We start from the raw sequence: 2,783 nt of genomic DNA on the forward strand, positions 1-2,783 counted from the left end.
GTGCGCATGGCGCTGGGAAGCCCGGATCACTGATCCGCTGTGGCTGTGCCAGAAATAGCAGGTCCACACTCAATGCTGCTGCCTGTCTGCTGAAATCCATAAAGCAGATAGGTAGTTATGGGGGGAGAAGATGTAGCTAACAAAGCGGACACAGTATTGAAAGATAGCTTTCAGTTGTCGGTTGCAGCGTCTTGATGGTGAAGCACATTACTCGTGGTTGGATATTTTCATTAAGACGAGACCACAAACAATGAAGATGGCAGCTAAAGCTCGGGTCAGCGTGAACGCTTCCCCCAGGATAACTATCCCAACCAGGAATGCCCCAACCGCGCCTATTCCTGTCCAGACAGTGTAAGCCGTTCCCAACGGCAGTGACTTCATAGCCAGAGACAGAAGGCCAAAGCTAATGAGCATCCCGACAAGCATAATCATGGAAGGCCAGAATTTCGAAAATCCTTCTGACTGCTTCATAGCAGAAGCCCAGATTACCTCGAAGATACCCGCAACGATAAGAGCAATCCAGTGCACTGAAATATTCCTGTATTTTCAGAAGTTTTAGAGACCCTGTCGCAGCAGAAGAATTGCAAGGAAAAGCATCATACACCCGATAACAAGATCCATAATCTTCCAGGATTTTGGCGTGGCAAACAGCGGTTGCAAAAAGCGTGCGCCATAGCCTAACGCTCCAAACCACAGAAAACTGGCAGATGTCGCCCCGGCTGCAAAAAATGGTCTAAGAGGGAGTGGTTGCGCTGTCGAAGCCGTACCCATCAAGAGAACCGTATCGAGATAGACATGCGGATTGAGCCAGGTGAACGCGGCGACTGAAGCCAAGGCTTTTGGTAAAGAGACAGAAGCGCCCTTGGCGACTGTCATGCTCTCTGTTCGCATAGCTTGTCGTAGCGTTCTCACACCGTACCAAAACAGAAATCCAGCACCAGCGAGCGTAAATCCTTTGGCGACTTGTGGGAGCGCCCCCAACAAAGCCCCCATTCCGCCCACCCCCGCGATAATCAGGACAGCGTCAGAGAAGCCGCAGAAAAGGACAACAGGACCGACATGTTCGTTCTTCAGGCCCTGTCGAAGAACGAACAGATTTTGAGCGCCGATCGCGACAATCAGCGAGGCAGAAAGCGCAAACCCGGAAAGAAAGCTGATCATGAAAGGCATCATTCAGCCTTCCTACGCAATGCAGTCAATGAAGGAAAACTTGTTTTTCTTATCCTGATGAAGCAATCCTTTATTGATGTTGGATTATAATGCTCTTGCGGCGGTCAGCGCTGTCATCCGGGAAGGCTCCTTTGATGGCGCGGCCAGGAAATTGAACATCACGGCTTCTGCAGTCTCTCAACGCGTCAGAGGGTATGAAGACAGGCTGGGCGCCTTGCTGATTATCCGTGGACAGCCATGCAGACCAACGGATTTAGGGCAGGCCCTGGTGACACATCTGGACAAAGTTCATCTGCTTGAGGCAGAGATTCCTCATCTTTCCCATACGTCAGGGCTCTTGTCCTCTCCTGATGTTACCCTCAGAATTGCCGTAAACGCTGATAGTCTCGCAACGTGGTTTCCAGCAGCTGTTTCATGTTTTGCTACAGAAGCAGGAGTTTGTCTCGACCTTCTCGTCGAGGATGAGACCTGTACAGCCGAGCGTCTTCGATCAGGCGAGGTTATAGCGGCAATCACATCCCAGACAGACCCGGTCCCCGGATGCAGCTCCATTCACTTAGGGGCGATGCCGTATGTTGCTTGTGCCTCTCCGGATTTTATAGCGAAATACTTCAGCGCTGGAGCGACGGCGATCGAGTTTAAGAGCGCACCTTGCATATGCTTCGACCGAAACGATGGCCTGGAGGCTCGGTGGTTGCGTACTCTGCACAATACAGATTTACCGCAGCGGGTACATTATATTCCCTCTACGCACGGCTTCCTTGATTTTACACTCAACAATATTGGATGGGGGTTACAGCCGCTCAGCCTCGTGGACAGATATCTGTCTCAAGGCAGTCTGATCGAAATCGTTCCCGGCCATCGCCTTGCTATCGATCTTTACTGGGTCATACCTAGAGTGAAGAGTAAGTTATTGAACGACCTTACCCTTCACTTAAAAAATGAATGTGTTCGACATTCTTGTTTAGTCCAGAACACTAAACGCTGTCTGCATTCACCGTAGCCAGATCATGGTACAGGCGTTCCGATCCGGCCCGGGAGATGGCCTTTGATACGGCTCCATTGCAGGAAAGGGGCAGGCCGTGACGTTATCAGACGCCGACCATGACGTCGGATGCCTTGATGATGGCGGTCGCGGCTTCACCGACCTTCAGGTTCAGGTCCGCCACTGCTTCGTTGGTGATGGAGGCCGTCAGGATCGTGCCGCCGATGTCGATGCTGACATGCGATGTGGTCGCGCCCTTGGTGATCTGGGTGATGGTCCCGGCGATCTGGTTACGTGCGCTGATTTTCATGTGTGAATGCTCCGCTGATGATGTCCGGCCCCTGTTGTATCCACGAATGGTGACATGTGGCAAACCGGCGTGGCATCGCATCCCTGATGCATGTCATGCGGCATAAGGCACCGCCTGAAAACACCCCATTGATAAGGGGATGTTTGAACAGTCAGCACAGGGAATGCCCCGAAATCATAAGGCAGGTTCTGGCGAAGGAGTGTTCCAGACAGCCTCGACAGAACGCCGCCCTGTTAAGAGACTATTTGAAAAGTAAGGCTCGATAACGTATTAGAATTATAAAGGTTTTTGGTGAAGCTTTTTCCAAAAAGCTTCGAA

At 51.4% G+C, this 2,783-nt stretch carries 4 protein-coding genes; 1 reads left to right on the forward strand and 3 read right to left on the reverse strand.

Annotated elements, in window-relative coordinates; translation table 11 throughout:
- Nucleotides 1-207: 207 nt before the first annotated feature.
- On the reverse strand, nucleotides 208-528 hold the full coding sequence (locus B7G66_RS11190) for a DMT family transporter (RefSeq protein ID WP_003621794.1): 321 nt from the start codon (nucleotides 526-528) through the stop codon (nucleotides 208-210).
- Between the two features lie 27 nt (nucleotides 529-555).
- The gene (locus tag B7G66_RS11195) at nucleotides 556-1,173 is read right to left on the reverse strand and encodes a LysE/ArgO family amino acid transporter (RefSeq protein ID WP_040511056.1); all 618 of its coding nucleotides are present in this window, start codon (nucleotides 1,171-1,173) and stop codon (nucleotides 556-558) included.
- 73 nt (nucleotides 1,174-1,246) lie between these two features.
- Here B7G66_RS11195 and B7G66_RS11200 point away from each other — a divergent pair, with 73 nt between their 5' ends.
- A complete protein-coding gene (locus tag B7G66_RS11200) occupies nucleotides 1,247-2,173 on the forward strand; it encodes a LysR family transcriptional regulator ArgP (RefSeq protein WP_075596402.1) in 927 nt (308 codons plus the stop codon).
- A gap of 88 nt (nucleotides 2,174-2,261) precedes the next feature.
- Here B7G66_RS11200 and B7G66_RS11205 read toward each other — a convergent pair whose 3' ends face one another.
- Nucleotides 2,262-2,465 (reverse strand): TOBE domain-containing protein, encoded by a 204-nt coding sequence (locus B7G66_RS11205; protein ID WP_003621800.1) that lies wholly within the window; start codon nucleotides 2,463-2,465, stop codon nucleotides 2,262-2,264.
- Between the last annotated feature and the right edge of the window lie 318 nt (nucleotides 2,466-2,783).

Origin of the sequence: Novacetimonas hansenii JCM 7643 (assembly GCF_000964405.1) — a bacterium.
In the GTDB taxonomy this organism is placed as follows: Bacteria; Pseudomonadota; Alphaproteobacteria; order Acetobacterales; family Acetobacteraceae; genus Novacetimonas; species Novacetimonas hansenii.